The organism is Streptomyces aureoversilis, assembly GCF_042657885.1.
Taxonomy (GTDB): domain Bacteria; phylum Actinomycetota; class Actinomycetes; order Streptomycetales; family Streptomycetaceae; genus Streptomyces; species Streptomyces aureoversilis.
The window spans coordinates 389,817-414,028 of the sequence record NZ_JBHSKJ010000001.1; the positions used below are offsets into that span (position 1 = coordinate 389,817).

Sequence of the window (24,212 nt, forward strand, 5' to 3'; positions counted from 1 at the left end):
GAGACCGACCGCAGAGCCCGGCGCCGGTCGCCGGGACCCCGGAGAGGACCGCCCCGCCATGGATCCGCATCCCGAACCCCGCGCCGCACGCCCCCTCGCCCTGCCGTCCGTCTACTCCGGCGACACGGTCGTGGAGGCGTTCGCCGCCGCGATCGGCGAGGTCCTGGCCCCGACGGAGGAGCGGATCGAGAGCCTCGACGCCGTCCTCGACCCGTGGCGCGCGCCTCCCGCCTTCCTGGACTGGCTGATCCGCATCACCGGAGCCCGGGTCGAGCCCGGGTGGACCGAGAACCAGCGCCGCAAGGCCGTCGACCTGGCACCCCGGCTGACGGCATACCGCGGGACCCCGTACGGGCTGCGGCTGGAAGCGAAGGAGCTCCACGGCTGGGACCGCCTCGTCATCGACGACCCCGGTGGCGTCTTCACCGAAGGCGACAGGCCCCCTCGGGCGGGTCGCACGCTCACCGTCACCCTGACGGCAGGGCGCGACGAGGACCGCCAGGCCCTCGAACACCGGCTCACCCGTCTGGTGCGCGCACACTGCCCCGCGCACCTGCCGTTCAAGGTCGCGGTCATCAGTGATCAGGGCGACCGCCGGGAGGCGCGGCGCACCGAGGGCGCCGGACCTGCCGGGCCCGCTCCCGCCACCCCTGACGAGAGGTCACAGCAGGGATGAGTCTGCCGACACCCGAGTACGACGGGCGCACCCGCGACCAGGTCGTCGCCGCCGCCGTCGACGCCGTGCACCGCAGAGTCGGGGTATGGAGCGGGCAGGACCGCACCGACCCCGGGCGGGGCCTGATCGAGACGTGCACCGACATGGTCGTGGCCCTGCGCGACCGGATCAACCTGGCCCCCGACCAGCGGCGCCTGAAGGCGCTGAGCATGCTGGGCGTCCGGCCGTACCAGCCGTCGCCCGCGCAGACCGAGGTCGTCTTCCGGCTCGCGGCACCGCCGCCCGAACCGGTCGTCGTCCCCGCCGGGCTGGAGGTGGCCACGCGACCGGTGGGGGACGAGGAACCGGTCGTCTTCAGCACCCTGACCGAGGCCGTGCTCAACCCCTGCGTCCTCGTCGCCGCCGGCAGCTTCCGGGAGCGCCGCACCGGCAGCGGAGCCCTGGAGGGCACGCTGACCGGACTGGGCGCCGACGCGGGCAAGCCCGTCGAGCCCGTTGCCCCCGCTTACGCAGGGCCGCCGCTCCACCTCAATCTCCCCTATCTGGAGGACTTCCCCGCTTCCGGGGACGCCATGGACGGCCTTGGCCTTGGCCTTGATCGCAGCCTCGGCCTTCTCGGCCTCGGCCCTGCGGCCGGCGGCCCTTCTGCCGCGACCGACCCCTACGCGCTGCTGGTCCTGTCCGTTCCCGTTCCCAATATCCGGGTGACGCTCGACGTCCGGCTGGGCGAGGCCCCCGTCACCACGGCCGGAGGCGGCGCCCGCCAGGCGCGGGGCCGGTGGGAAGCCTGGCAGGGGACGCACTGGACCCCCTGCCGCGTCGTGACCGACAGCGTGACCGGCCCCGGCCTGCCGGGACAGATCACCCTCGACCTCCCGTCCGCCCACGCGCCGGCCCAGCTCCTCCTCCACCGGCGGACGGACCCCAGCCGGGACCCGGGTCCGGGCGAAGAGCAGGACACGCCGCGCAGGCTGCGTGACGTGGGCCTGATCCGCTACCGCACGGATGCGGGACAGGCCCCCCTGACCGAGGTTGCGCTCAACCCGGTGCTGAGCGTGCCCGTCCCGGTCGTCCAGGCCCGGCTCATCCAGGACGAGACGCTGGGGACGGCCTCCGGCATCCCCGGCGAGCGGCTGCGTTTCGCCCGTCCGCCGATGTCGCGGTCCACCGATCCCCTCGTCGTCGAGGCCACCGTCGGCGGGCGCACCGAACGGTGGACGCACGTCGCCTCGCTCGCCGGATCGGGGCCCGTCGACCGGCACTTCACCCTGGACCCGCGCACCGGCGAGGCCGTGTTCGCGCCTCTGGTGGCCGGGGCCCGCGGTCCGCGGCAGCACGGGGCGGCCCTGCCTGCGGGCGCGGTCGTCCGGGCACGGCGCTACCTGTCCGGGGGCGGTGCCCGGGGCAACGTGCCCGCCCGGACGATCACGGTGTTGCGGACGCCGCTGCCGTACATCTCCTCCGTGACGAACCCGGCGCCCGCCGTCGGCGGCACGGAGCGCGAGAGCGCCGCCGCCTGCGCGACCCGCCTGCCGCTCGGCTCGCCCGTGCCCGAACGGGCCGTCGTCCCGCGCGACTACGAGCAGCTGGCCCTCGCCGCCTCCGCGGGCATGGCCCGCATCCACCACATCCGGGACCTGACCGACGACGCGCTCGACCCGGCGCGCAACTACGTCCCCTGGGAGCCCGCCAGGACCGAGGTCCGGTTCACCGTCGCGCCCGGCGTGCCCGAGGTGCGCAAGGGGGCGGAGGTCACGACGGAGGACGGGAAGACGGTCTTCACCACGACTGCGGCGGCCGTCCGCGAACTGCCGGAACCCATGGGCACGGCGCCCCTCCGTCTCCGCCCGGACGCCATCGGCGCCGAGGAGATGTTCCTTGCCGGGAGCTACGCGGCGGAGTCCGGCTTCTCCGGCCCTTTCAAGGAACACGGCAAGCTGGTCCTTGCCCTGGTGCGCATCGCCAAGCCGCACGATCCGCGCAACCTCACTCTGTGGGTCGCGGCGTCGTCCGGGGACGGGCGGCAGCCGGACGACCGCATCGCGGTGTCCGTGTTCGCCCCCCGGAAAGGCAGGCCTTGGTGGGATACCGCCTCCCCGTGCGCTTATGCGGCCGCACCCGCCGAGGAGATCAGGGTCGCCGGGGGCGGAGAGGGCGGAGAGGGCGGAGAGGGCGAGGGCGGTCAAGGTGCGCCCCTCACCGCCCACCCGGTCCCCCTGGCCGGCTCCGCGCGGTGGCTGGCCGCGGTCGACCGGGGCGAGCTCGCCACGACGCCGCAGGAGGCTCTCGAAGCTCCCGGGCAGGACCTTCCGGTGGAGGGAGCCGCCTGCTGGCTGGCCGTCCAGATCCTCGACCCCAAGGGCGCGGACGACACCACGTACACCGTCCACGCCGACTCCGGCACCACGAAGGACGTGCCCGCGGTGCAGTACGCGACGCACCCTGCGGGCCACAAGGAGGCCGTCTCGACGGGTCAGCCCGGACAGGTCCTCCCGGTGCTCGAAGCGCCGGTGTACGGCGACCTGCCGGCGATCCGCGTCGGCGCGGACGACGACTGGACGACCGTCCTCTCCTTCACCGACTCGCAGCCCGAGGACGAGCACGTCGTGGTCAACGCCAGCACGGGCCAGGTCCACTTCGGCCCCTGGATCAGCAACCGCCAGTACGGCAAGGTGCCACCGGCAGGCACGAGGGTCACGACGAGCAGCCCGTACAAGGTCACCCTCGGCGCCGCCGCCAACGGCATCCCCCCGGGCGACGTCAACCATGTGAAGGATCCCGCGGACGGGGTCCTGGGCGTGGTGAACACCACCCCCACGAGCGGCGGGAAGAACGGCTACACGGACACCAGCGGCGGCAACACCCAGGCCGGCGTACGGCTCATGGTCGTCCCCTTCGTCACGGCCGACGAACGCGGCTGGTTCCCGTTCCACATGCTCACCCCCGGCCGCGACGCCGGCGACACCTTGCGGCGCTCCCTGCGGGCCCGCCAGCCCGAAGGGGTGCCGGTGTGGCTGGAACAGCCCGGCTACCGGGGCATCCGCATCGACGCCCGTATCGTACCCGCCGACTACCGGACCGCATCCGAGCGCGCCGCCCTCGGGGCGGCCGCCGAACGCGCCCTGTACCGGTACTTCAGCCCTGTCGGCGGCGGACCGGACGGCACCGGCTGGCCGCTCGGGCGCCCCGTGCACGTAGGAGAGGCGTTCCGGGTCCTGGAACAGGTGCCCGGGGTCGCCCGCGTGGCCACCGCGACCCTGACGCCGGTCGACCCGCGTACCGGCGTGGCCGAAAAGCCCGTCGACCTGGTCGACTGCGGGCCGGGCGAGACCGTGTATTCCGTCGAACACCGGATCACCGTTGCGGAGGTGCCGTCATGAGCGGGACGGAGCAGAGGGGCGGCAGCGGGACGGGCCGGGGCATCGCCGGAGAGCCCCGGCTGCTGGCCGTGGACTGGGCGGCGGACCGGCTGGCCGTGGTGGGCCTCGGCACACCGGGGAGCCCGGAGCCGCCGCACACCGTCGGGGTCGGGAGCAACCCCCGTGCGGTGGCCGTCGGTGCGGACGGCACCAGGGCCTACGTCGCCAACCACGGCTCGGCAACGCTGTCGGTGGTGGATCTGACCGGCGCCGAGCCCGTGCTGCTGGACACCGTCCCCACCGAACCGGACCCGGACCCGAGCCCGGACCCGGACCCGAGCCCGGCCTCCGTCGTCGCCGGACTCGCCCGTGACCGCGTCTGTGTCGCGAACGACTCGGGCGGGGTCGTGGTGTTCGAGGCGGACGGCGAGCGAGTGGCCGCACTCGCGGTGGGCACGGGACCGTGCACCCTCGCAGCAGCTCCCTCGGGGGAGCGGGTCTGCGCCGTCGACGTGACGGGCGGGACGGCCTCGGTCATCGGTGTCGCCGGGCCGGCCGAACCGTCCGTGACCGGCACGGTGCCGGTGAGCGGGGCCACCGGGGCGGTCGCGGTGTCCCCGGGCGGAGGTTTCGCGTACGTCGGGGTCAGGGCGGACGGCGAGACCGGCGCGGTGAAGGTCGTCGACCTGATCCAGGGCACCGAAGCGCCCGGGGGAGCCGTGGAGGGAATCGGCGCCGAGCCGCGCGCGATCGCGGTGAGCCCGGCGGGCGACCGCATCTGCGTGGCCGCCTACGGCTCGGCGTCGGTCGCGATCGCCGAACTCGACCGGCAGAGCGGACGGATGGGATCCGCCGTCACGGTCGCGACCGGCCCGCACCCGGTCGCCGTGGCCTTCACGCCGGACGGCCGTCTGATCCACGCCGTCAGCCAGACCACGGGGAAGGTCACCGCCATCCGCCTGGACGCATGGGGGCAGGGGCAGCAACCGGAGACCGCGGAGCTTGAGGTCACGACCGTACCCTCGGGCGTGGTGTTCGGACCTGATGGCCACTACGCGTACGTCACCGACCAGGCGACCGGCCGCCTCGTCACCGTACGCACGGCTCCGTACAAGGCGGGGGAGGTCACCACGGGGGACGACTCGAAGCCGGTCGGCGTCGCGGTCTCCCCGGACGGCCGGTGGGCCTACGCGGCCGACACCGCGTCCGGCAAGCTCGCCGTGCTGGACCTCGAACACCTGGCGCCCGGCACGCCCGTCGGTCTCGGAGACGAGCACAAGCCCTGGGACGTCGCCGTGGCGCCGGACCGGACGTTCGCCTGCGCGACCAGCCCGGACTCGGACCGCCTTCTCCTTCTGACGCCCGACTCGGGAGAGACCTTGGAGGGCGGCGAAGGCGCCCGGGTGACTCCGGTCGCCCTGGCGCCGGGATCCCGGCCGCACGGCGTGGCCGTCACCCCGGACAGCCGGTACGCGGTGACCGCCGACCACGGCACGGCGACGGTGTCGCTCGTTGACCCGCGCGGGGGAACGTACACGATCGGCGCCGAGACCGTCGGATGCGAGCACCCCGCTGGTGTTGCCCTGTCCAGGGACGGCCGGACGATGTACGTCGCGGACTTTGTCGAGCCTCCGGGGGGTACATTCGACGGAAGGATCGCCGTCCTCCGAAAGAATGCCTCGGGCCACTGGGAACGCACGACGTTCATCAATGCCGAGACAGGCCGGCTGGCCGGCGCTCATGAGATGGCCTTGTCGCCCGACGAGCGGCTGCTGTATGTAGCCAACTACACGAACGGGACCGTCTCGGTTCTCGGGCGCGACGACGACGGTGACGCGTGGACCTTCCGCCGGACCGTCACCAAGACCCCCGCCGCCCTGGTGCAGCCCTACGGTCTGGCTCTCTCGCCGGACGGAGCCACCCTCTACGTCTCCAACGCTGCCAGTAGCAAGGGCACCGTCGAGATGTTCAACGTCGCCGCTGACAAGGGCGACTTCATGGGGACGATCATCGTCAAGTCGAACCAGATTGATGTCCACCTCGGGCTCGCGCTCTCCCCGGACGGCCGGTTCCTCTACGCGGCCGACGAGGAGCTCAGCCCGGGGTCGCAGAGGGCGACCGGCACGGTGTACGGGGTACTCCTGGAAGGGGACATGCGGGCCGTTGTCGTGGCGAACGCCGCGTCGGGGGTCGGCATCGACACGCCCAGCGGGCTCGTCTGCCGCGACGACCGCACCTTGTGTGTCGTCAACCAGGGTGCCAAGAGCGTGGCTTCGCGCTCCGCGTGCCTGGCCGTGCTGACGCTGGACGACACCCGGCTGGCCGTGCACGAGAGCAAGGCCGTCCCCCTCGACAAGGACGTCCTCCCGTACTCGCCCGCCGTCTCGGGCGAGGGCACCCTCTGCATCGCCGACTTCGACGGGCCGACGGTCACGGTGTTCGGTTCCATGGTCACCCCCGTTCCGGTCGGTGAGCCGGCCGACTCCCAGCCGTGGGACGTGGCCGTCACCCAGGACGGCGCCTACGCGTACGCCACCGACCGCCGTGCCGGAGCCGTACGGTGCGTCCGTCTCGCCGACCACGACGTGAGCACGCTCCCCGTGGGAGACGACCCCATGGGCGTGGCGAGCGGGCCGGGAGGCGTGCACGCCTACGTCGCCAACCGCGGGGGCAACAGCATCACCGTCCTCGACAGAACCGCTGAACGGGTCGGTACGCCCGTGCCCTTGGCCGAGGCCGAGGGCGCCCGTGCCGTGGCGCTCGATCCCCGGGCCCCGTACGCCTACATCGTCCGGGACAACAGCCTCGACGCCGTGGCCCTCGACGGAGGCCCGGCCGGGCCCGCCTTGAGCACGGGAGCGTCCCTGTGCGACGTCGCGGTGCATCCCGACGGAACGTACGCGTACGCGGTGGACGCCGGCGGCCCCGTGCCCGAGGTGCGCGTCGTCGACCTGGCCGCGGCCGGCCGCCCCGTCCGGGCCGCGGCGGATCCGGTACAGCTCACCGGCGGTGCACGGCCCACCGGCATCGCCCTTCACCCCGCGCAGCCGTGGGGGTACGTCAGCGGATCGCAGGAAGGGGACCACGACCGGGCGCCGGGCACCCTGTGGGTGCTCGACACGTCCCAGCCGGATCGCCTTTCCGTGACCGGCACGGTGCAGCTTCCGCTCCCCGCCGTCGAAGGCGTCGCCGTCCACCCGGGGGTGACCGGCCACGCCTATCTGGTCACCCGCTCCGGCGACGACCGCCGGCTCCACGTCCTGCACGTCACCGGCGACCCGGCCAGGCCTGTCCTCCTGCCCGGCCCCGGTCTGCTCCTTCCTCCCGGCGCCCGGAACATCACCGTGCACCCGCAAGGCGGTTACGCCTTCGTCGGGGGAGACGGCGGCGGCATCCACGTCCTGGAGACGGGGGACCCCGCCCGGCCCCGGCTCGCGGGCAGCACCCCGGAACTGGGCGCCCGCCCCGGCGCGGCCTTCCGCCCGGACGGCCGCAGCGCCTTGTGCCTCACCGCCGACGGTCTCGCCGGCATCACGCTCGGCCCGCCCAGGGTCACCCACACCTGGCACATCGTCGCGCCGCAGACCGTGGCGGTTTCGGCCGACGGCATGAGGCTCTTCGTGACCTCGGAGAACAGCGGAACGCTCTCGATCCTCGAGACCGGGACCGGGGCACTCCGCTTCACCGTGCCGGCCGGTGCCGGGCTTGCCGCCCTCGCACTGCATCCGACGGAGCCGCGTGTGTACGTCGCCGACGAGTCCGGTGCCGCCGTCGCGGTGGTCGACACCACGGAGCTGGCAAAGGCCGGTACAACGGAACTGGGAATCGACACCCGTCAGGCGCTCCTCGGACCGGGCGGCCCCGCCTGACACCCGTCACCCTCCGTACGACCCCACCCATCCGGCACGGACAGCGGCGACAACGGCAGACAGAGGCAGACAGATGATCGAACTGGTCGACCTGGCGATGGAGGCACGCGTACGGAGGGATCTGACCTATCCGCCATCGGGTTTCCGCGTCACCTTCCAGCCCTCGGGCCGCGACGGCGGAGACGGGGAGGTCGCCGGCGCGGAGACCGTCGGCATCTACCTGTACGACATCCGAGAGGACCTGGACCGCAAGCAGACCGGTACCGTCTATCAGTACGTCACGCCACTGGGCGGCGGGGACGAACCGCGGAAGAAACTGGCGCAGCACGACCCGCCCCGGTACGCCCGGCTGTCCTACCTCGTCAGCGCCTTGGCGCCGGACGCCCTCATCGCCCACCGCATGCTCGGCGAACTCCTCGTCGGCTTCGCCAGGAGCCGTGAGTTCGAGGTGCGGCTCCCTCCGGAGCTGGAGCAGATGCACCTGCAGGCCCTTCTCGACGTCGGCCACCCGCCGGCCGAGGACCGGGCCCTGACCGAGCTGTGGAGCACGGTGGGTCACACACTCGCACCCGCTCTGAACGTCACCGTGACCGTGCCCCTGCTGTCGTACCTTCCGGCCGGCTACGACCACTGGGTGTCCCAGCCCCTTGTGATCGGCGACGAGAACGTCGAGTTCCTCCGGCCCGGAACGCCGCGCCGGGCCACCGATCCCACCGATCCCACCAGCCCCACCGGGGAAGGCGGCGGCCGATGACCGCACCGTCGCCGACACGCCCCGACGAAGCCGCCGGGGCGGCGGCTCCCACGGCCGCCGACTGGCTCCTCGCCCGCCTGGCCCTGATCGAGGCCCGAGTCCGGCGCGCCATCGCCGTCCGTACCGGTGACGAGACGGCGGCCGGACCGGGTGGGCTCCCGGGGCTCGCCGACGCCCCCTTCGACCCGTTCCAGGGGCTCTACATCTCCGACGACGCGGCCCCGCACCTCCTGGACGCCCCCATCGGCCCGCTGCCCACCGACCCCGCCGAAGGCCGCCTCGCCGCCGCCCTCCGTGCACACGAGGACGCGGCCGTCGCCGCCGGTTCCGCACCGCCCCTCACGCGCCTCGCCCAGGAGTTCGGCCTGAGCCCGCTGGACGTGGACGTCCTGCTGATCGCCCTCGCCCCCGACACCGACGCACGCTTCGAGCGCTGTTACGGGTACCTCAACGACGACATCACCTGCCGTCACGCCACCACCGGACTCGCCCTCGCCCTGTGCGGCGTCCCCAGCGCCTCCGCGACCGCCCGGCGCGTCTTCTCGCCCGACGGCCCCTTGCGGGCCGGGGGCCTGCTGGAGGACGGCGACACCGAACGCCCCTTCCTGACACGTCCGTTGCGCGTCCCCGACCGGGTCACCGCACATCTGCTGGGCCATGACGCCTTGCCGGCCGCCCTGCGCAGCGCCGTACGTCTGCCCCGGCCTGCGCCGCAGTTGCCGCCGCCGGGCGAGGGGCCGCTCGCCGCCACCGCCCGGCACCTCGCCTCGCTGCTCGCTCGCCACCCGTCGGCCCACCTGCGCGACGGGCCCGGCGGCGCGGCCGGGAGCGTCGCCGAGGCGGCGCTGGCAGCGGTCGGCAGGCCGGCGCTCCGGCTGGACCTCGCCGCCCTCGCCGCCCTCCCGAACGAGCCGCAGGCGGAGGTGGGGGCGGAGGCCGTGGTCCGCGCCGCCGTCCTCGAAGCGCGGCTGCGGGGCTGCGGGCTGCTGGTCGGCCCTGTCGGCTCCGCCGGTTCCCTCGGCGCCGCCGGCACTTCCTCCGACGTCCGGCGCATGCGCACCCTCTTGGCCCCGCTCACGGATCTGCCCGTCCCGGTCGTGCTCACCGGCCCGGAGCCCTGGGACGCGCACTGGACGCCCACGCACCCCGTCCTGGTCGAGTGCCCGCCGCTCACGGAGCCCGAGCGGGCGGCAATGTGGCGGCACGAGTTACGCGCGCTCACCGGTCCGGCCGTCGGGACCCATGAGGCGGCGGCCGACAGGCTCGATGCGGCGACGGCCGACCGGATCGACGAGGCCGCGGCCGCAGGCGCCCGGTACCGGATCGCCCCGCACCGGATCCCCGCCGTGGCCGCGTCGGCCTGCCGCCAGGCCGACGCGGACGGCACCCCCGTCGGCCCGGCGGCCGTCCACGCCGCCGCCCGCAGCTGGAACGGCAGCGCCCTCGGCCGCCTCGCCCGGCGCGTGCGCCCCGCCGTCTCCTGGCCCGACCTGGTCCTGCCCGAGCGCCCGTACGAGCAACTGCGCGGCCTCGCCCGCCGCATCCGCCACCGCGACCAGGTCCTCGGCCAGTGGGGGATGCGCCCCGGCGGCGGGCGCGGGCGCGGCGTCACCGCCCTCTTCAGCGGCGCCTCGGGCACCGGGAAAACCTTCGCCGCCGAGGTCGTGGCCGCGGACCTCGGCCTCGACCTGTACGTCGTCGACCTCGCCACGGTCGTCGACAAATACATCGGCGAGACCGAGAAGAACCTCGAACGCATCTTCACCGAAGCCGACGCCGTCAACGCCGTCCTCCTCTTCGACGAGGCCGACGCCGTCTTCGGCAAGCGCACCGCCACCCAGGACGCCCACGACCGCTACGCCAACACCGGCACCTCCTACCTCCTCCAGCGCCTGGAGTCCTTCGACGGCCTCGCCCTCCTCACCACCAACATGCACGCCAACATCGACCCCGCCTTCCTGCGCCGACTGGACCTCGTCGTGCACTTCCCCGCCCCCGACGAAGCCCAGCGCCGCGCCCTGTGGGACCGCTGCCTGGGCCCCTGCGTACCCCGGGCCGCCGACCTCGACGACGCCGCGCTCGACACGCTCGCCGCCGCCTTCGACCTGCCCGGCGGCGCGATCCGCTGCAGCGCGATCACCGCCGCCTACCGCGCCGCCGACGAGGACCGCCCCCTGAGCGCGGCCGACCTGCTGGCCGCCGTCCGGGAGGAGTACGCCAAGCTCGGGCGCTACGTGGACGAGTCCCGGTTCCCCGCAACGGCGCAGGTCGGGCAGGCGGCCCAGGCAGCCCAGGTCGGCCGGGCCGGGCAGGCGGGCCGGGTCGGGCAGGCGGTACGGGTGGCTCGGGCGGTGTCGCGGTGAGCCCGGGACCGCTCCCGGAGCCGGAGCAGCGCCATGATCCCGCCCCTGCCCCCGAAGCCGCGGCACTGTCGGCCTCGCCCGCGGCTGCGGTGGGTGACATCCTTGCTGCCCGCCTCAAGGAGCTCCAGCAGCAGGCCGGCAACGCGGCGACGGCCGCCCACGCGCTCGGCGCCGGCGGACAGCAGGCCGCGGCCGGCGCGCCGTTCGGCCACCGCCGCCTCGTCGCCTCGCCCCGCTGGCACCAGGAGGCCGAGCTCTACGAACAGCGGCTCGGCGCCGCACTGGCAGCCGCCCCCGAGGTCGGCCGCGCAGCCCGTACGGCCGTGCTGCGGCTGAACGAGGTGCTGAGCGCGGAATTCACCGCGGAGCGGGCGGCCGGGGCCTTCCTCAAGGACGATCCGGCCAGCGCCGGCCAGGTCGGCACGGGAGATACGGCGGGAACGGCGGGAACGGGGGGAACGGGGGGAGACGCCCGGGAGCGGCTCCTGCAGTGGACCGCCCCCGGCTCCTCCGCCACCGTCCGCGAGCTCGTCACCGCCTTCTACAACGCCGCCTACTACAAATACGGCCCCCAGCCGGGGCTGTCCGGAGACGATCGCGACGTCTCCTTCAAGACTCTCCTGCACCGCATCGTCCTCGACGGCGACCTGCGACGCGCTCGCGAAGTCGGCCTCGACACCGAAGCCCTGAGCGCGCAGCGGGAGTACCTGACCGGTGCCACCCGCAGCGTCCTCGGGCAACTGCCGCAGGACATCGGGCGCCTGTTCGCGAAGGACATCTTCGCCCTGGGCAACATGACCCTCCAGCACGGCACCGGCACCACCGTGTCGATGGGCCGCAGTCAGCAGGGCAGGACCGAGCGGCCCGAGGCCGCGGCCGGGACCGGACCGGGCAGGAGCACCCTCCGCAACTACCAGGACCTCGGCGTGCCCCTGAGCGAAGCGGAGCGGGCACACGCACAGAGCAGCACCACACCCCTGCGCGTCGAAGGCGTCCGGCTCGACGGCGACCGGATCCACCCGCAGGAGTACGACGTCACCCCCGAAGCCATCTGGGCGGCCGTGGCTCCGGCCGGGGAGCAGGGGCCCGAGTTCCCCCTGCCCTGGGCCTCGGGGCAGGCGCTCTTCGCCATGAACCCCGCAGCCGCCTGGTACCGCAAGCACCACGAGCGCGGCGCACCCCTCGTCGCGGGCATCTCCGGCACCACCACCCGCATGCTCAGCGCCTTCCGCTGGCTGAAGGCCGTGCCGGGAGGACCGGGCGGCGGGCAGGAGCGTTCCGAGCGGGAGTTCTTCCTCGCCGTCGCCTCCTGGATGCTGACGGGCCGGGACCACTCGCTGTACGAGATCCTGCGCGGCGCGAAAGCGGCCGGCCTCGCGAGCCTCTCCGGTATCACGGCGTCCTCCAAGGACGTGGCCGCGATGTACCGGGACTTCGACGCGTTCGTGCGGGCCACGCTGCCCCGGGCGAAGCTGCCCGAGCTGCCGTACGCCGCGCTCTACGAGCAGGAGGCGCAGGCCGAGCGGGAGGACGGCGGGATGCTCACCGTTCACGACGACACGGTGCGCGCGGCGCGCCGCAAGCAGCGGCGCCTGCAGCGGCAGGCGGGCGGCGCGGACGGACCCGGCAAGGACCTCGACTTCGCGCATTTCCTGGCGCTGACGCAGTACACCGGTGACAACCACCAGCTCATCAACCGTGTTCTCACCACTCCCGGCGGTTTCACGTCGGTCGGCGTCGGCCGGCTGATCGACGAGATGATCTCCCGGGTCGCCGAGGGCGTGCCCACGGAGGTGCCCTTCACCAGGTGGCGTGACGACGAGCTCCAGGGGCTGATCAGCCGGTACACGGCGCCCGGTATCGACGATCAGGAGCGGAAGGCCCGGCTGGAGCCCGTGCGGAAGAGGATGCACGCCCTCGCCGGCACACTGCGGGCCGAGGCCAAGACCCATGCCGATATGCTCGCCGACTCCCTCCACCGGCTGCCTCCCGTAACGGGGTCGGTGTACCGCGCGGGGTGGGAGATGTGGCCCCGGAAACGCATTGCCTTCGACGGCTTCACCAGCACCAGCGAGAAGCGGAAGAAGGCCGAGGAGTTCCTGCCGCTCCAGTACCCGACCGCCGGAGGCCGCAGGGTCCTCTACCGGCTTGAACTCTCCGGACGCAGCGGACGGGACATCTCCGCCTTCTCGCAGAAGCCGGAGGAGAAAGAAGTGCTCCTCCTGCCGGGGGCGGCGTTCACCGTGCAGCTGCGCAACCGCGACGAAGCCGTACGGGTCAACGGGCAGGAGATCCGTTACGACTTCGTCTGGGCCACGGAAGCGACGGGCTGACTGCGCCGCTCCGCCCCGTGCCTTGCCGTCCTTGATGTGCTTGTGCCCTGGACGCCGGACCGGTGTCCAGGGCACAAGCGCGAAAGGGCCGGTCAGGTGGCAGGACCGGCGGTGACGGGCCGTGCGCGGACGCAGGTGAGGACGGCCGTGCCTTCGTACTCCTTCTCCGTGTCCTCGGCGGGCGGGTTGAGGATGCTCGCCGCCTTCGTCGGGGTGAAGACCAGCTCGAGCGGGCCGCCGTCGACGACGACCTCTTTGCCTTGTGTGGTCCTGGCGTACTGGGCGCGGTTCCGCTTCGGCACCTTGAGTTCGACGGTGCCGGCCCCCGGGACGGGAAACGCCGGCGGCACCACGTAGGGGACTCCTTCGATCCGCAGGGACTCGATGTCGCCCGGGACGCAGGCGACGTGTCCCTCGACCCGGAAGCCGGCCGAGCCCTGCAAGGGGAAGGGAAGCGGGGGCGTGAGTACGGCACCCACCGGAGGCTCGGTCAAGGTCACCTGGATCGTCACCAGATCACCCTCCCGCACCACGAGCTTCTGCATGACGGACAGCACTCCTGACGTCGTGGGCGGGGCCGTGAACGGCGGCTAGCTGTTCTGCCCCGGCTGTCCGGCGATCTGGGTGATGGTGAAGTGGACGAATTCGGCGGGGCGGACGGGTGCGATGCCGATGTCGCAGTGGACTTCGCCGTTGTCGATGGTGGTGGGGGTGTTGTTGGTGGCGTCGCAGATGACGTAGAAGGCTTCGTCGGGTGTGCGGCCTTGGAGGGCGCCTTGGCGCCATTGGTCGGTGAGGAAGCTGGTGACGGAGTGGCGGAGGGTGGCCCAGAGGCGGTCGTCGTTGGGTTCGAAGACGGCCCAGGTGGTGGATTGGCGGATGGAGTCGGAGAGGAAGCTGACGAGGCGGCGGACGTTGAGGTACTTCCAGTCGCGGCTGCTGGACCTCGTCCGCGCACCCCACACCAGTAGCCCGCGGTCGGGGAAGACCCGCAGGCAGTTCACGCCCTTGGCGTTGAGTTCTCCCTGCATGTCGTCGGTGAGCAGGACCGGGATGTCGAGTACGCCGCGGAGGTTCTGGTTGGCGGGGGCCTTGAAGACCCCGCGTTCGGCATCGGTACGGGCCCATACACCGGCGATGTGGCCGGAGGGCGGGACGGTGCGCGGGGAGCCGTCGACACCGGGCACGTCGACCCACGGATAGTAGAGCGTGGTGAACTCGGCGTCGGACGTGTCCTGGGCGGGGAGCAAGTCGGCGAACGCCTTGAGCTGATCGGCGGTCTGGTCCGGAGGGGCGTCGAGCACCGCGAGGCGGTTGTTCAGCGCCCTGCAGTGGCCCACGACGGCGCTCATCAGCTCCCGCCCCTTGGCCTGGTCCGGCGCGGGGGGCGTTTCGGCCTCGGAGACCGGGGCGGTCATGTCCCACAGGTTCGGCACGACGACCATGGTCACCTCGGGGACGGTCTCCAGTCCGCGAAGGCCCGTGCGCTCCTCGGCGTCGCCTTGCAGCGCTGTGCTCGCGACGGCCGCTGACGGGTCGGTGAAGCCCACGACGTAGCAGGAGGTGCCCCCGTTGGCGAAGAACCCGTAGACGGATTCCGCGAGGACGAGGCACCGCTGCAATGCGCGGACCTTCTTGAGGTCGTGCGCTGCCCTGCTGTTCTCCTTCAGAAGGCCGGCGAGCTCCGCGCTCAGCTCCTGGATGCTGTAGCGGGCGGCGAACTCCTGCCAGCCGCGGATCCGCTGGGGATGCGTGCGCTCCTCGGCCGTGAACGGGGGAGTGGCAGCCCCCTCGTTCCCGGTGTCCGGAACCTTGGTGTATCCCAGGAACGCAGGAGTGGAGGTACCCACCCCGACGATCATGCGGACGCCGCTGGACTTCTCCGTGACGTAGACGCCCGGGGGCTTCGGTGTGGCCATCGCTGCTGCTCCCTCTCCTTCATCATCATCCGCTGTTGCTGTGCTTGCGACGCATCGTGACGGGGGAGAGCTATTCGACGGTGATGTCCTCGTAGGTGATCGTCACCTGTTCGGTGGCGACGCCGGAGTTCGTCGCCCCGAGCTGGGGGCCTTCCCAGCGCGAGGCCCAGGCGTTGCTCAGGTGGATGCGCCGGACGGTCTCCTTCTTGGCGTCCTTGAGGGCGATGGTGATGTTCTGCCGGGCGCTGTCGAGGTCGGCGTTGACCAGCGTGGCCTTGATCCAGTCGGTGAACGCGGTGCTCTTGTCCATGCCGCGGGTGATCGTGATCTCGCCGGTGCGGCGGGCGCCCGGCTGTTTGCGCACGATCAGTTCCCCCGTGGAGGAGACCTGGCGCGTCTCGACCACGTCCTGTTCCAGGGTCAGCCCTGAGACGTCCTGGACGGTCTCGACCTGGAACTTGCCCAGTTCGATGGCGAAGGTGCTGCTGCTGAAGGTGTCACCGGTCAACACGTGCGGTGCCTCCTGGGCTCATGGTGTCCTCGTGCGCCGGGCCGGGCTGGGGCCGGGCCGGGCCGGGCTGTGCCGAGCTGCGCGGATCAGCCGGACTGTGCAGGACCGTCGGCGATCTGGGTGATGGTGAAGTGGACGAATTCGGCGGGGCGGACGGGTGCGATGCCGATGTCGCAGTGGACTTCGCCGTTGTCGATGGTGGTGGGGGTGTTGTTGGTGGCGTCGCAGATGACGTAGAAGGCTTCGTCGGGTGTGCGGCCTTGGAGGGCGCCTTGGCGCCATTGGTCGGTGAGGAAGCTGGTGACGGAGTGGCGGAGGGTGGCCCAGAGGCGGTCGTCGTTGGGTTCGAAGACGGCCCAGGTGGTGGATTGGCGGATGGAGTCGGAGAGGAAGCTGACGAGGCGGCGGACGTTGAGGTACTTCCAGTCGCGGCTGCTGGACCTCGTCCGCGCACCCCACACCAGCAGGCCACGGTCCGGGAAGACCCGCAGGCAGTTCACGCCTTTGTCATTGAGCTCGCCGTGGCGGGCCTCGGTCAGCAGCGTGGGCAGCGTCAGCACGCCGCGGAGGTTCTGGTTGGCGGGGGCCTTGAAGACGCCGCGCTCGGTATCCGTGCGGGCCCACACACCGGCGATGTGGCCGCAGGGCGGGACGGTGCGCGGGGAGCCGTCGACACCGGGCACGTCGACCCACGGATAGTAGAGCGTGGTGAACTCCGCGTCGGACGTGTCCGGCGATGCCAGCTTCGTCAGGAAACCGGGAACGTCGCCGGGCTTCGTGCCGGGCGGTGGTTCCAGCAGGGCGAGCCGGTTGCGCATGGTCGTGCAGTGGCCCACGACTTTGCTGATGACAGTCGCGCCCGTCGCGGCATCGGTCCCCTTGGACCAGAGGTCCGGGACGGCGACCATGGTCACTTCCGGGACGGTCTTCAGCCCGGCGAGTCCCGTGCGTGTGCCGGGGTCGCCGTCGACTTGCGCGGCGAGTTCCTTGGTGGGATCGAGCCGGAGGACGTAGCACGACGTCCCGCCGTTGGCGAAGAATCCATAGACGGATTCGGCGAGTTGATAGGTCCTCGCCTCGTCGAGACGTTCCTTGAGGGCGGTCAGCTCCACCTGGCGCTGATGGAGCGGCAGCAGACGGGCACCGGTCGAGTCCCATTTCGCGTACTCGTCGGGGTGGGCTCCGGAGACCGTCGTCGCAGTGGCTGCGGCCTCCTGCTCGTCCGCCGGCGTGACGGGCTGATCGTGCCACTGGGCCGTACGGACAGTGACGAGCTTGTTGAATGTCTCCAGAGGTACGGTCGGCGACTCTCCGGTCGTCGCCGCCTCCCGGAGGCCGTCCTCGAGCGGCTTGAGCGCCCCGTCGACCTCCTCGATGGCCTTGACCAGCCTCTTCAGCTCCTCCTCGACCGCTTCCACCGGCTGCGGCGGGCGAAAGTGGAAGAGGTCGACGAACTCGGGCCAGCTCCTGACGAGGGTCGGCGGGGAAGCCGTGTGATCACCGGGGCCCCGGAGGGCGTACCCGAGGAAGGCAGGGGTGGACGTCCCCGCGCCGGTGATCGTCCTGACTCCGCTGGGCTGTTCCTTGACGAACACTCCGGGCGCTAACGGGCCTTTAGACATGCGCTGTTTGCCCCTCTCATCGGGAAATGCGCGCCCTCAGCGAATCATTGCGCGCGCGTGCGCGCACGCGAACGAGTGAAGCTAAGCCGGATGACGTACGGAGGCCCTTCACCCACTTGGTGATCTCGACTACGCCGTTCCGGGTGTGCGGTTGCACACTGGGTAACCGGGCGGTCGGCGTCGTGCCGGAGACGCCGGCGTTCTTGAGGAGGCTCACCATGAACACCACGAACAAGAACACCAACCACCGGAACTGGACACTCGAAGTCGTCCCGGTCCCCGTCGCCGACATGGACCGGGCGAAGGAGTTCTACGTCGGCAAGGCCGGCTTCAAGCTCGACCTCGACGACGAGGTGGCTCCCGGCATCCGCATCATCCAGATGACCCCGCCCGGCTCGCGGTGTTCGATCGCGATGCTTCAGGGGATGCCGGCGGCACCGGGTACGAAGACGATGGCCCCGGGCACGCTGCAGGGCCTCCAGCTGTGCGTCACCGACATCGAGGCGGCCCGCGAGGAGCTGGTGAGCCGGGGTGTGGACGTCTCCCCGGTCCGCCACGTCGGCGCGACGGGCTGGGAGGACGGCAAGGGCGACACCTGGAACTCCTTCATGACGTTCGAGGACCCGGACGGCAACGGCTGGGTGGTCCAGGAGGCTCCCTCGGAGCTCTCGGAACGCTGAGCCGCGGGCCGTTCGGGAATGCCGCGGAGCGTGTGTGAACGGGAATCCGGGGAAGACGCCCTTTCGGAGGTTGATAACGATGGTTCCCCTTCTCCTTGTTCTGCTCCTCGCGCTGATCCTTTTCGGTGCCGGGTTCGCGGTGAAGGTGCTCTGGTGGGTCGCCGTAGTGGTTCTGGTGCTCTGGCTCCTCGGCTTCGTCATGCGTTCCCCGGGACCGGGGGGCGGCGGCCGCGGCCGCTGGTACCGCTGGTGACCTGACATCACCCGAACGTCGGACCGTGAGCGCTCTGCTCACGGTCCTTCGGGCGATACGGCAGCGGTACGAAAACGGGTGGTCGCCCAGCCGGTGAGGCAGGTACTGTCCGGTCTCCCGATCAGCCGTACCAACAGCTTCCCAGTTCCGGATACAGATCCAGAGAGTGATTCACATGCCCAGCCGACCGGCGACGACGACCCTGTGGCGCCCCACCGGCCCCAAGGAGCTGGACCTGGTCCGGGACTCGGGCTGGCGTGCCTGGCCGCCCCGTCTCCCCGAGCAGCCGATCTTCTACCCGGTCCTCAACGAGGATTACGCGGTCACCATTGCCCGGGACTGGAACGTGAAACACGACGGCGCCGGTTTCGTCACCCGATTCGAGGTCGAGACCGAATTCCTGAGCCGCTATCCGGTCCAGCAGGCCGGTGGCCGGACGATTCTCGAACTGTGGGTTCCGGCCGAAGAGCTCGAGGAATTCAACGCCCATATCGTCGGGGAGATCCAGGTGGTTCACGAGTTCCGCTGAGGCGCGGAGTTCTGCTGAAGCACGGAGGCCTACCGAGGCGCGGGGGTCCGCCGAGGCGTGGAGTTCCGGCCGCCGCCCACTTCGACCAGTCCCGTCTCGTACGCGGCGATCACCGCCTGGGCGCGGTCACGGACGCCGAGTTTCCCGAAGACGTTGGTGATGTGGTTCTTCACGGTGGACAGGCTGATGTCCATCGCCCCCGCGATCCCGGTGTTGTCGAGCCCCGTGGCCATCAGCCGCCACACCTGCAGCTCGCGCGGTGTGAGCTCGCCCGTGAGCGCGACGGGCGGCTCCGGGCGGTGCGGGGCCCTGACGTAGGTGGAGATGAGCCGGGTCAGCAGCCGGGGCGCGACCGCGGCCTCTCCCGTGTGCACCACCCGTACCGCCGCGACCAGCTCCTCCGGCGAGATGTCCTTGGGCAGGAAGCCGTAGGCACCGGCCCGCAGGGCGGCCACCACGTACTCGTCCATGTCGAAGGTGCTGAGCGCCAGCACCCGGCAGCCGGGCAGCTCCCGCGCGAGCTGCCCGGTCGCGGCGACCCCGTCCAGTACCGGCATCCGGATGTCCATCACGACGACGTCCGGCTGCAGCCGGTGCGCGAGGGCCACCGCCTGCGCGCCGTCTCCCGCCTCGCCCACCACTTCGAAGGCCGGGTCGGGCGTGAGGATCAGCGCCAGCCCGCGCCGCACCAGTGGCTGGTCGTCCGCGATCAGCACTTTGACCGTCCGCCGCCCCACAGGGTCACTCACCGCGTCACCCATCACGTCCACGTTCCCGTCCCCGCCCCCGTTCAGGCCCACACTCACGCCCACACCCACGTTCGCCTTCGCATCGTTCGTCACCGCGCTCATCGCAGTACCCCCTCGCCGGTCGCCGGCAGCAGCTCTTCCTCGGTTTTCAGCGGCAACCGGGCCGAGACCCGGAACCCGCCCTCGTCCAGCGGACCGGCCTCCAGCGTCCCGCCGTGCAGGACGACCCGCTCCCGCATCCCGACCAGTCCGTAACCGGAGCGCGCGCCGGCCCCGGCTCCAGCCCTGGTTCCAGCCCCGGCTCCGATCCCGGCCCCGGCCCCGACTCCCCACCCGAAGCCCGCGTCCGCGTCGGCTCCCGCGCCGTCGTCCGACACCTCCACCGTCACCCCGCCCGGCTCGTAGGTCAGCCGTACGGACGCCTGCGCCTTGCCCGCGTGCTTGCGCGTGTTCGTCAGCGCCTCCTGCACGATCCGGAACACGGTCAGGCCCACGCTCGGCGGCAGTGGGCGCTCCTCGCCCCGCACGTCGAGCGCGGTCGGCAACCCGGCCCGGCACGACTCGGAGACGACCCGCTCCAGGTCCCCGATCCCGGGCTGCGGAGCGGTCGGCGCCTCCTCAGGCTCCTCCCCGGCGCGCAGTACGTCCAGCAGTTGGCGCATCTCGCGCAGCGCGATCCGCCCGGACGCCTCCAGGTCGACCAGTGCCTCCCTGGCCACCTCCGGGTCGTGGGCGAGGTTGGCCCGTGCACCTCCGGCCATCAGCTGCATGGTGGTGATGTGGTGCGCCACGATGTCGTGCAGTTCGCGTGCGATGCGCCGTCGTTCGTCGGCGACGGCCCGGTCGGCGAGGAGCCGGCGGTTGGCCTCGATGTCCCGCTGCCAGCGGGTCATCACGATCGCGGCGATGACGACGATCGCCCCGGTGGCCACGTTGCCCACCACCTCGACGAGCCTCGGCCGCGGCCAGGACGCCAGTCCCACCAGCGGTACTGTCACGGCCGCGAGCGTCGCCGGCGCGGCCACGGCCGCGCGCCGGGTTCGTACGACCGTGTAGAGCGCGACCACGATCGTGGCGTTGAAGTGCTGCGCCACCGGCACGCTCAGGTTCAGCCCCAGGCCGAACAGCAGGACGGCCGCGAGCGTCAGCACCGGGGCCCGGCGCCGGGCCAGGAGCGGCAGCGCGGAGACCACCATGAGTACGCACCCGCCCGGCGGGACGTATCCGAGGTCGATCTGGCTGGCGAGCGTGAACCCGATCAGGTCCACGGCCGCGGCCCCGACGGCGACGAGCGCGTCGTTGCGCGTCCACGGCAGCGTGTCGCCGCCCGGCACAGTCCGGAACCCTCCGGCGGACTCTCTTGCGCCAGGGCGCGTCGTCGACATCACGGTCCTTCCCCCCTCAGTCCCCTCGGAACCCTCAGTCCCCTCAGACCCCTCAGCCGCCCCCGCCTCCGACCACTTCCGGTGCGGCTTCCGGTCCGGCGCGGCTGTCATCTGATGATCCATTCTGGCACCGGCCGGCGGCCCGGCTCCGGGCCCCCGAGCCGATCCCTGACCAGGACCAGGGTCCTGGTCGGCGGCGTTTCCCGGCCCCCGCTCCCAGGCTGCTTCTCGTCCCGCGCTCCGACGAATCCCGCGTTTCGCGCTGATGAGCTGGACACCGGCCGGGACGACCCGGCGCACCACCCACTGCCGGAGGACACCGTGATCCGCGCCCTGACCGGGCTCTCCACCCGCAATCCATGGAAGGTCATCGCCCTCTGGTCGGTGCTCGGCATCCTTCTGACCGTGCTCGGCCAGGCGCTGCTCTACCGCGTCACCCAGAGCCAGAGCGGCGACTTCCTGCCCGCGAAGTACGACTCGGCCGCCGCACTCAAGGTCGCCGAGGAGCGGTTCGGGGTGAAGCCCGACGCCAACGCGGTGACCGTGCTCGTCGCCCGCGCCGACGGCAAGCCCTTGACCGGTGCCGACCACCGTCGCGTCGGAGCGCTCGCCGGGCAACTCGGCCACCGGCGTGTCGAGATGCCCCAACCCAAGGAGGACGGGCCGCCTTCCTTCCTGGCCGAGGACCACTCCCAGACGCCCGAGGCCGGCCCCGCCATGGTCGCGCCCGACCGCAGCTTCGAGCTGCTCTCGGTGCGGCTGACCGGCAACTCCGCGGACCCCGGCATGCACGACCTCTACCGCGCCTTCCGCGACCGGGCGAAGGCCGACTTCGCCGAGGCCGGGATGCGTACGGGCTTCACCGGCGGCCTGGCCGACCTCGTCGACACCGCCGAGGCCGAGGAGACCACCCAGAAGGTCGTCGGCATCCTCATGGTCGGCCTGATCGTGCTGATCAACATCCTGGTGTTCCGCAGCGTGCTGGCCGCCTTCGTGCCCCTGCTGGCGGTCGTCATCGTCGGCGGCGCCGCGGCGGGAGCGGTGGTCGGCCTCGCGAAGCTCACCGGCACCACGCTCGACCCCTCCACCCCGAGCATGATCAGCGTGGTGCTGATCGGCATAGGCGTCGACTACTTCCTCTTCCTCCTCTTCCGCTTCCGCGAACAGTTGCGGGCCCGCCCCGACCTGGCCCCGCGCGCCGTGTCGGCCGAGGTCAGCGCCCGCGTCGGCACCGCGATCACCTCCGCCGCACTGACCATCGTGGCCGCCTTCGCCACCCTGGGCGTGGCGACCTTCGGGCAGTTCCGCGTGCTCGGCCCCGCCATCGCCGTGTCGGTGCTCGTCATGCTGCTGGCCAGCCTGACCCTGATGCCCGCGCTGCTCGCGGTCACCGGGCGCAAGATGTTCTGGCCCTCACGCTCCCTCAAGCGCGAGCCCCGCCCCGGTGCGGCCGCGCGCATCGGCGACCTGGTCGCCCGCCGGCCGTTCACCGCCGCGCTGGCCTGCGTCGCCCTGCTCGGCGCCCTGGCGACCGGACTGGCCGGCATCCGGATGGACTTCGGCCGGACCTCCGGCACCCACGACACCCCGGCCGCCGCCACCTCCGCCGAGATCTCCCGCGCCCTGCCCGCCGGAGTGTCCGACCCGGCCACCGTCTACGTGACCGCCAAGGACGGCCGTGCCCTCACCGCCGGGGCGCTCGGCGCCCTGCCCAAGGCCCTTGCCGGGGTCAAGGGCGTCGGTCAGGTCGGCAGGACCACCCTCAACGACGACCGCACCGCCGCCCGCATCGACCTCTACCTCACCGCCGACACCCAGTCCCAGCAGGCACGCGACCTCGTCTCGGGGCCCGTACGCGCCACCGTCGCCGCGCACACCCCCGCCGGCCTGGAAGCCCACGTCGGCGGCACGGCCGCGATCTTCGCGGACATCTCCACCGCCGTCGACCACGACCTGAAGGTCGTGTTCCCCATCGCCGCGGTGCTCATCGCCCTCATCCTGCTCGTCCTGCTGCGCAGCCTGCTGGCCCCGGCCGTCCTCATGGTCGCCGTCGGCCTGGGCTTCGCGGCCACGCTCGGCGCCTCCGCGCTCTTCTTCCAGCACCTCCTAGGCAAGCCGGGCGTCAACTTCGTCCTGCCGCTGGTGCTGTTCCTCTTCGTCGTCGCCCTCGGCACCGACTACAACATCCTCATCAGCGACCGCATCCGCGAGGAGATGGAACGCCCAGGCCCGGCCCGCGCCGCCGTCGCCCGCGCCGTGCGCCACACCGCACCCGCCATCGCCACGGCGGGAATCGTCCTGGCCGCCTCCTTCGGCAGTCTCGCCGTCAACGCCTCCCCGTCCACGCAGCAGATCGGCTTCGCGACGGCGCTCGGCATCGTGCTCTCCGCCTTCGTCCTGTCCATCGTGCTGGTGCCCGCGCTCGCCGCGATCCTCGGCCGGGGCACGTGGTGGCCCTTCCGGCCGGGGCGTGACGGGGGTCGCCACCAGGCGGGGCCACAGGCCTCCCAGCCGTACTACGAGGGCGCGTCCGCCCGGTGACCTGGTGACGGAACAACGGAAGGGGGCCCGGTCGACCTCAGTCGGCCGGGCCCTCTTTGCCGTTACGCCGTCCGAACCTGCGCGTCACGCCTGCGCGCCCGCCACTCCGGCGCCAGCACCGACCAGATTTCGATGTCGCGCCGCTTCCCCCGGTACAGGAAGCTCTCGCGCAGCACGCCGTCCTTCGTCATCCCCAGCCGCCGGGCCACGGCGATGCTGGACTGGTTGGCCGCCGCGACCTGCCACTCCACGCGGTGGATCCCCCGTTCTTCGACGGCCCAGTCGATGAGCACGCCGACGGCCCTGGTGATCAGGCCCTTGCCCACCGCCGCCGGCTCCAGCCAGCAGCCCGCCTCGGCGGTGCCCTGAGCGACGTCCATGGTCCGGAAGAGGACGCCGCCGACCAGCTTGCCGTCGACGCGGATGCCGTAGATCCGCCCGCTGTCGGAGGCGGCCTTCTCCGCGTACGACCGGAGGAAGGCCCGGCTCGTCTCCAGGTCCGCGACCACGTCGGCCAGCGCGATGTGCTGCCCGATGAACTCCCGTCCGCGGTCCATGTGGGCCAGGAACTCCTCGGCCTGCCACGGTTCGAGCGGGCACAGCTCCGCGCCGTCGTCGCCCAGGGGTATCGCGTACATCGTTGCCCTCCACGGTCGTTACCAGCACATA

General features: G+C 72.2%; 17 protein-coding genes. 10 read left to right on the forward strand and 7 right to left on the reverse strand.

Features of this window, described 5'->3' with window-relative positions:
- Positions 1-58: 58 nt before the first annotated feature.
- The 6 genes from ACFPP6_RS01560 (at position 59) to ACFPP6_RS01585 (ending at position 13,354) form a co-directional block, all read left to right on the forward strand.
- Positions 59-676 carry a phage tail protein gene (locus ACFPP6_RS01560; RefSeq protein WP_382036136.1) on the forward strand — a complete coding sequence of 206 codons (618 nt, stop codon included), beginning with the start codon at positions 59-61 and terminating at the stop codon, positions 674-676.
- Positions 673-4,056 (forward strand): putative baseplate assembly protein, encoded by a 3,384-nt coding sequence (locus tag ACFPP6_RS01565; protein WP_382036139.1) that lies wholly within the window; start codon positions 673-675, stop codon positions 4,054-4,056. Before ACFPP6_RS01560 ends, ACFPP6_RS01565 begins: the two co-directional genes overlap by 4 nt.
- Positions 4,053-7,904, forward strand: coding sequence for a beta-propeller fold lactonase family protein (locus tag ACFPP6_RS01570; protein WP_382036141.1), 3,852 nt, complete (start codon positions 4,053-4,055; stop codon positions 7,902-7,904). The genes ACFPP6_RS01565 and ACFPP6_RS01570 overlap by 4 nt, the downstream gene beginning before the upstream one ends.
- 73 nt (positions 7,905-7,977) lie before the next feature.
- The gene (locus ACFPP6_RS01575; protein ID WP_382036143.1) at positions 7,978-8,658 is read left to right on the forward strand and encodes a Pvc16 family protein; all 681 of its coding nucleotides are present in this window, start codon (positions 7,978-7,980) and stop codon (positions 8,656-8,658) included.
- On the forward strand, positions 8,655-11,021 hold the full coding sequence (locus ACFPP6_RS01580) for an AAA family ATPase (protein ID WP_382036146.1): 2,367 nt from the start codon (positions 8,655-8,657) through the stop codon (positions 11,019-11,021). Before ACFPP6_RS01575 ends, ACFPP6_RS01580 begins: the two co-directional genes overlap by 4 nt.
- A complete protein-coding gene (locus ACFPP6_RS01585; protein ID WP_382036148.1) occupies positions 11,018-13,354 on the forward strand; it encodes an ADP-ribosyltransferase in 2,337 nt (778 codons plus the stop codon). The genes ACFPP6_RS01580 and ACFPP6_RS01585 overlap by 4 nt, the downstream gene beginning before the upstream one ends.
- 92 nt (positions 13,355-13,446) lie before the next feature.
- On the opposite strand, the gene ACFPP6_RS01590 is transcribed toward ACFPP6_RS01585, so the two are convergent.
- The 4 genes from ACFPP6_RS01590 to ACFPP6_RS01605 form a co-directional block, all read right to left on the reverse strand.
- Complete coding sequence (locus tag ACFPP6_RS01590) at positions 13,447-13,899, reverse strand: hypothetical protein (protein ID WP_382036151.1); 453 nt, start codon at positions 13,897-13,899, stop codon at positions 13,447-13,449.
- A gap of 45 nt (positions 13,900-13,944) precedes the next feature.
- Positions 13,945-15,273, reverse strand: a complete 1,329-nt coding sequence (locus tag ACFPP6_RS01595; RefSeq protein WP_382036154.1) for a phage tail sheath family protein — start codon at positions 15,271-15,273, stop codon at positions 13,945-13,947.
- Positions 15,274-15,343: 70 nt separating this feature from the next.
- Positions 15,344-15,784 (reverse strand): phage tail protein, encoded by a 441-nt coding sequence (locus ACFPP6_RS01600; protein WP_382036157.1) that lies wholly within the window; start codon positions 15,782-15,784, stop codon positions 15,344-15,346.
- 86 nt (positions 15,785-15,870) lie between these two features.
- Positions 15,871-17,406, reverse strand: coding sequence for a phage tail sheath family protein (locus tag ACFPP6_RS01605; RefSeq protein ID WP_382036160.1), 1,536 nt, complete (start codon positions 17,404-17,406; stop codon positions 15,871-15,873).
- 218 nt (positions 17,407-17,624) lie between these two features.
- On the opposite strand from ACFPP6_RS01605, the gene ACFPP6_RS01610 reads away from it, so the two are divergent.
- The 3 genes from ACFPP6_RS01610 to ACFPP6_RS01620 all read left to right on the forward strand — a co-directional run bounded on the left by ACFPP6_RS01610 (position 17,625) and on the right by ACFPP6_RS01620 (position 18,868).
- Entirely contained in the window at positions 17,625-18,086 is a 462-nt protein-coding gene (locus ACFPP6_RS01610) for a VOC family protein (RefSeq protein WP_382036162.1), read from the forward strand.
- Positions 18,087-18,165: 79 nt separating this feature from the next.
- Positions 18,166-18,339, forward strand: a complete 174-nt coding sequence (locus ACFPP6_RS01615) for a hydrophobic protein (protein ID WP_382036165.1) — start codon at positions 18,166-18,168, stop codon at positions 18,337-18,339.
- Between the two features lie 175 nt (positions 18,340-18,514).
- Positions 18,515-18,868, forward strand: coding sequence for a hypothetical protein (locus ACFPP6_RS01620; RefSeq protein WP_382036167.1), 354 nt, complete (start codon positions 18,515-18,517; stop codon positions 18,866-18,868).
- Positions 18,869-18,897: 29 nt separating this feature from the next.
- Here the strand turns inward: ACFPP6_RS01620 and ACFPP6_RS01625 are convergent, their stop codons facing one another.
- Together ACFPP6_RS01625 and ACFPP6_RS01630 are read right to left on the reverse strand one after the other, a co-directional pair.
- Entirely contained in the window at positions 18,898-19,629 is a 732-nt protein-coding gene (locus ACFPP6_RS01625) for a response regulator (protein ID WP_382036769.1), read from the reverse strand.
- 86 nt (positions 19,630-19,715) lie between these two features.
- Positions 19,716-20,951: a sensor histidine kinase gene (locus ACFPP6_RS01630; protein ID WP_382036170.1), complete on the reverse strand. Its 1,236-nt coding sequence runs from the start codon at positions 20,949-20,951 to the stop codon at positions 19,716-19,718.
- A 372-nt stretch (positions 20,952-21,323) separates the two neighbouring features.
- Between ACFPP6_RS01630 and ACFPP6_RS01635 the strand changes: the two genes are divergently transcribed.
- Positions 21,324-23,543 (forward strand): MMPL family transporter, encoded by a 2,220-nt coding sequence (locus tag ACFPP6_RS01635; RefSeq protein WP_382036173.1) that lies wholly within the window; start codon positions 21,324-21,326, stop codon positions 23,541-23,543.
- A 62-nt stretch (positions 23,544-23,605) separates the two neighbouring features.
- On the opposite strand, the gene ACFPP6_RS01640 is transcribed toward ACFPP6_RS01635, so the two are convergent.
- Positions 23,606-24,181 (reverse strand): GNAT family N-acetyltransferase, encoded by a 576-nt coding sequence (locus tag ACFPP6_RS01640; protein ID WP_382036176.1) that lies wholly within the window; start codon positions 24,179-24,181, stop codon positions 23,606-23,608.
- Positions 24,182-24,212 lie beyond the last annotated feature (31 nt).